The sequence below is a fragment of the Phormidium pseudopriestleyi FRX01 genome (assembly GCF_017313335.1).
Taxonomy (GTDB): domain Bacteria; phylum Cyanobacteriota; class Cyanobacteriia; order Cyanobacteriales; family Laspinemataceae; genus Laspinema; species Laspinema pseudopriestleyi.
This window is the reverse complement of sequence record NZ_JAFLQW010000349.1, coordinates 1-4,851: the sequence shown is the minus strand read 5'-3', so window position 1 is coordinate 4,851 and position 4,851 is coordinate 1. Positions and strand designations below refer to the sequence as shown.

General features: G+C 48.3%; 5 protein-coding genes and 1 pseudogene. 3 read left to right on the top strand and 3 right to left on the bottom strand.

Annotated features, from left to right (window positions below; genetic code table 11):
* Positions 1-220, bottom strand: a pseudogene (locus tag J0895_RS13130) (hypothetical protein); the annotation flags it as partial.
* Positions 221-501: 281 nt separating this feature from the next.
* Here J0895_RS13130 and J0895_RS13125 point away from each other — a divergent pair.
* A complete protein-coding gene (locus J0895_RS13125) occupies positions 502-960 on the top strand; it encodes a pentapeptide repeat-containing protein (protein WP_207088536.1) in 459 nt (152 codons plus the stop codon).
* A 173-nt stretch (positions 961-1,133) separates the two neighbouring features.
* On the opposite strand, the gene J0895_RS13120 is transcribed toward J0895_RS13125, so the two are convergent.
* Positions 1,134-1,907: an RNA polymerase sigma factor SigF gene (locus J0895_RS13120; protein ID WP_207088535.1), complete on the bottom strand. Its 774-nt coding sequence runs from the start codon at positions 1,905-1,907 to the stop codon at positions 1,134-1,136.
* Positions 1,908-2,651: 744 nt separating this feature from the next.
* On the opposite strand from J0895_RS13120, the gene J0895_RS13115 reads away from it, so the two are divergent.
* Both J0895_RS13115 and J0895_RS13110 read left to right on the top strand, forming a co-directional pair.
* Positions 2,652-3,212, top strand: coding sequence for an Npun_F5560 family protein (locus J0895_RS13115; RefSeq protein ID WP_207088534.1), 561 nt, complete (start codon positions 2,652-2,654; stop codon positions 3,210-3,212).
* Complete coding sequence (locus tag J0895_RS13110; RefSeq protein WP_242541270.1) at positions 3,205-3,909, top strand: hypothetical protein; 705 nt, start codon at positions 3,205-3,207, stop codon at positions 3,907-3,909. The genes J0895_RS13115 and J0895_RS13110 overlap by 8 nt, the downstream gene beginning before the upstream one ends.
* Before the next feature lie 115 nt (positions 3,910-4,024).
* On the opposite strand, the gene J0895_RS13105 is transcribed toward J0895_RS13110, so the two are convergent.
* Positions 4,025-4,396 (bottom strand): STAS domain-containing protein, encoded by a 372-nt coding sequence (locus tag J0895_RS13105; RefSeq protein ID WP_207088533.1) that lies wholly within the window; start codon positions 4,394-4,396, stop codon positions 4,025-4,027.
* Positions 4,397-4,851 lie beyond the last annotated feature (455 nt).

Here is a 4,851-nt window from a genome sequence, read left to right as displayed (position 1 = left end):
GGGAAATTTCCCCCCGATCGCAGGCATCAGCAATGGGGTCACCGAATTTTTCCATATATTTCGCCCGCCAACAGTCGGCAATCATCTGCTGATTGGTCCTGGCGTTATGCCATTCTGCCTGTTGTTGCGGGGTTTGACACTGTTCTAACAGGCGATCGCTCGGTAAACTAGCAATTAACTGGGCAATTTTCTCCGATTCATCCGGGGTAATTAGACTCATGTGTTCTACATAAATCGCAGTTTTCCCGCTAATTATACCTGATCCCCCTCAATTTACCCTAATTTCTGGCTAAGTGAGGGGTGAAACACCTCATCCACCTAGCCTTAATTCCCATAAACCGCGAAATATCTTTGCTAATTATACCAGAGTGGGGATTTTTCGCAAGGACGCCGATCGCCTAAATGTTGACAATATCTCACTCCCATTGGGGGTTAGCGATCGCAGCGTAATGTCCCCAAATCACCGAAAATATAAATATAGTATTCAAGGAGAAAACTCCCATGAAATCCACCCTTTTAAAAATTACTGCGGTTTCAATCACCCTACTCTGTGCCTCCCCTGCCTTTGCCCAAAATCCCACCCACATCAACAAATTAATCGAAACCAATCTCTGTGCCGCTTGTAACCTCGCTGGCGCTGACTTAAGTGGTGCACATCTGATTGGTGCCGATTTGCGCAATGCGGACCTTTCCGGTGCCAATCTCCAAGATGTCAACCTCGAAGGTGCCGATTTAACCGGCGCGAATTTACAAAATGCCAATCTTCGGGGGGCCTTTATCAACAGCGCCACCTTAACCCGAACCAATCTTGAAGGGGTCAATCTCACCGATGCCAATCTCTCCTTTGCCAATCTCACCGATGCTGACTTAACTGCTGCTAATGTCTCCAATATTAACTTAATCGGTGCCAATCTCCAGGATGCGGTAATGCCTAAAGAGATGTTAGGATTGGCTCAATAAATGGCGGTTTATCTGATCAAATTATCCCCATGCCGCAGTTATTCTGAGCCCCATTATCCCCCCGATGCCGAACTCCAACAGACAAAGCGCGATCGCCTCTGCAGAGGCGATCGAGCTTCACACTACTTTTATTTATTATTTTATATTTCTCAACAAAATAAGCAGTTTTTGAGCTATTCGGCTCCTCCCATCATTTTTTTGAGAGAAGTTAGACCTTTCTTCACCCGACGAGAAACGGTTACCGAACTAATCCCCATCCGTTCCGCTGTTTCTTTCTGGGTCAAATCGTACAGGAATACGAACTCTAAAACCTTGCGAGTCCCATCCTCTAGTTTGCCCAGGGCCAATTGTAGGCGAATTTGGTCTTCCTGCGCTAACTGGAAACTGCGATACCCCGCATCCGGCATTAATTCTCCCAGGGATGCTGCGCCTTCATCATCATCCTGGACTGGAGCATCCAAACTCAGGGGAGCTCGGTTGCGGCAGGCGAGTTTGATTTCTTGCCATTCGGGGACAGAAATTTTTAAGGCAGATGCCACTTCCACATCGGAGGGATGGCGATTGAGACTTTGTTGCAGTTTCTGGATTTCCTTGGTTGCCTGTCGTTGCAGGGTTAACCAATGGCGCGGAATCCGGACTGATGGACTTTTATCCCGCAGATAATGTTGAATTTCCCCACGAATGTAGGGAACCGCAAAGGAACTGAATGCGTGTCCCTTCGACATATCAAACCGTTCGATCGCCCGAATCAACCCCAAGCATCCCACTTGCAAGAGGTCGTCATAAGTTTCCGTGCACTGTTGCATCCAGTGATGGACTTCTTTACGAACTAGCCCTACATTGAGTTGGACAATTTGATTCCGCAGATCGGTCGTGGAAGAGGTTTGGTATTCCCGCAGGAGTTCCAAACTTTCACTCTTGAGTTCTTTGTTGACTGTTCTAAGCATTTTGACACCCCGGTAGGTTGCTCCCTATCTCAGTATCTTACAAGTTGGTGGTAGCCGCAGTGATCTCTAACACAGAGTTTTTACCGAATTCATCACCGGGCCTTATTTTGGCTCCCCCTTAGTTTTACCTAAACCTCGGAAAATCCGTGGGATTGGTGGGGAAGGAAATAATGGTTTTCAAGAGGATGAAAAACTGAGCAGGGTATTGATAATTCCCCTTAGAGGTGATCATCCCATATTCAGCATTGTTTACATCCTTTTAAACCCGGCGATTATCGGGCAATTTTACTCACCCAGTCGGTGATGACCCGTGCTAGACAACTGGACTGCTGCTGTTTCTGTTTCCGGCTTAAGAGCTATTTTAACTTTTTTTTGCTTCAGAGCAATAGCTACAATCATAACTATACCTAATCAATCAGTCAAGCTCGGGTAAAATTTTTGTTAAGATTTATGGACATCAGCCATTTGAGGTCCCCGGGACCCGAAACCGGGTTTCTAACCTGGGTTGTCCCCCCAGACTAGGGATTTGGGGTTAGGGCCTCGGGCTTGGTAGGGGCATGGAGCCACCGGAGTTCTGATGAAATGCTGAAGTTTCTTAACAGAATGTTTAAAATTAGTGCCAATCTCGAAGTGAAATGGTAAATTAACACAGAACACCGAATTGGGGGAAGATGACGATCGCCCCCGCTTCCGCTAACCATTACATAAACCGATATTTAGTTAATTAAGGAGCTGCGAACGATCGTGAGCCAATCAGAAACCCCAAACCTATATTCCCTACAGGCGGAAGTATCTCAACTGCGCGAAGAGTTGCAGATGCGGGACCAGCTTGTTGAACAACTCTCCCAAGAGCTATTTCGGTTAGTCAAGGGCAATAACACCCTGCTACCGTCGTCTCAAGATGTCCCCGAGGAATACCTGGCTCAAATGCGGTCCTTGCGCGAACAACTGCAAGGGGTGGAGGAGCAAGTCAGCTTTTACCAAGAGCAGATGACTCAAAAAGATGGGGAGGTTTATCATCTGCGCCAAACGGTTCAGGAATTGACCGATCGCGCCCGGATGTTGGAACAGGTGGTCCAGGAATTACCGGAAATTTATCGGCAGAAGTTCGCCGATCGCATGGAAGAGGTCAAAGACAAGGTGGAACGCCTGCAACGGGAAAACCGTCAACTCCATGCCGAACTCCAAAGTGTCAGCTATCGTTTGGCAGTTAGAAGTAAGCGCAAGAACGGACATCTGGAGTTGCCTAGCATTTCTGGTGGCGATGGTGGCGATATCAGTTTACCGTCTTTGGGTAATGCCTAATCAGGTCTGGATTATTGTCGAGGATGAGGAGTCAGCAATGGGGTTCCCCGGTGCTGACGCGCAGGCGATCGCCCGGATGGTAGAAGCCCTCAAAGGGGCGATCGCGCAAACCCACCCGGATTGTGAGGTAAAGGTTGTTTCAATTTCTCACTTAAAAACCTTGCCTACACCGGATAGTGAGGTGCTGTTTTGTCCCTTGACCCTCAATATCCCCGACTCGGTAATCGGGGAGCTACCGCCCCTCTATAGCGCTTGTCAGGATGTAGAAGCGTTGCGCTGCGCGATCGACGAACGGTGGCAGGTGGCAACGGGAAAGGGTAACCTGTGGCTGCCGGTGGTGCTGACGGCAAAAGGGCCGATTTATGGCGAGGCGATCGGACTGGCAGACGAGAAACAACAAGGCCGTGAAGAGATGACCCCGTACATCCAGCCGGTGCATCTGCCCGACCGTTGGCGACAACCCCTTTATGCCTTGGGACGAAAGCTACTCCAGTGGGTAGGAGCGCCCCCGGCGACTTATTTAATTCAGTTTGGATGGGATGAGCAGGGTCTATGGTTTGATCGCCTCTGGCCCTTTCCCAGCATTCCCGCCCTAGCCAGTTTGGGCGTTCAAGACCCAGATTTGTTCACCTGTCATTGGTACTGCTTGACCAGACAGCCCATTTATGACCTCACTATTGTTCCCATTCAGAAGTGAGGTTATTTAGGTGATAATTAGGTGGAGGCGAGAGCAAATTGAGAGGGAAAAATTACCCGCTCGTCTAAAAATGATTGATTTTAGATTACACCCAGATAGTTATAAGCAGAACGAGTTAAGCAGCAGCGAGGTCAGAATTGGGACTAGAGGAGGACAACTCTGGCGCGATCGCCGCGATCGCTGCTTCCTGGGTGTCAAAAATCTCAAAAATGCGATCGAGCTGAGTAATTTCAAAAATAACCCGAACCGGGCTTTTGAGATTGTAGATGGTGAGGCGAGATCCATGTTCTCTAGCGGTTCTCAGAGCCGAAACCAGGGTAAATAATCCAGGACTGTCAATAAGTTCCACCTGACTCATGTCAATGGCGAATAACGTCGGGCGATCGCACTGAGCAATGGCTTGTTCGATGGTAGCAAGGGTTGCCTCATCTAAACAGGTTTGCGGCTGAAATACGATAGGGTGCCGGATGGCGTGAGAGGACGTCATAGGTTCACCTCAAAAAATATCTGAATCAGGACTTGATAATAAACACGCACTGAAGAGTGCAGCACGCTATTTGTTCCAGCATCCATCCAATTTGTCCCATGAGGGTTGTCACCCATCACCGTTTAGTTGTGAATTCAATCACTCCAAACGCAAAAGTAACCAATGCTGGCTCTGATCAGTCCGATTGTAAGCCCTCTACTCACTCATCGTAGGTAGCCTAGTACACTCTTTTAACATTTAATATAATTAACCTGTGTTTTGATAACTTAAAAACAGGGAACATTGATCCGAATCACCTGTAGGGATGGCGATCGGCATGACTGACATCAGTTGTAGCGGCAATCCCCGCTTCTATAGCCCGTTTTGCAGCAGTCTAACCATAGACTTGAGGAGTGGGAGCATCTTGCTCCCTACTGTGATAAGGGAGCAAGATGCTCCCACTCCTTTAAGGAATT

Excerpts from the sequence above, each read along its gene's own strand:
- J0895_RS13125 (WP_207088536.1), top strand. The coding sequence starts at position 502 with ATGAAATCCACCCTTTTAAAAATTACTGCGGTTTCAATCACCCTACTC.
- J0895_RS13120 (WP_207088535.1), bottom strand. The coding sequence starts at position 1,907 with ATGCTTAGAACAGTCAACAAAGAACTCAAGAGTGAAAGTTTGGAACTC.
- J0895_RS13110 (WP_242541270.1), top strand. The coding sequence starts at position 3,205 with ATGCCTAATCAGGTCTGGATTATTGTCGAGGATGAGGAGTCAGCAATG.
- J0895_RS13105 (WP_207088533.1), bottom strand. The coding sequence starts at position 4,396 with ATGACGTCCTCTCACGCCATCCGGCACCCTATCGTATTTCAGCCGCAA.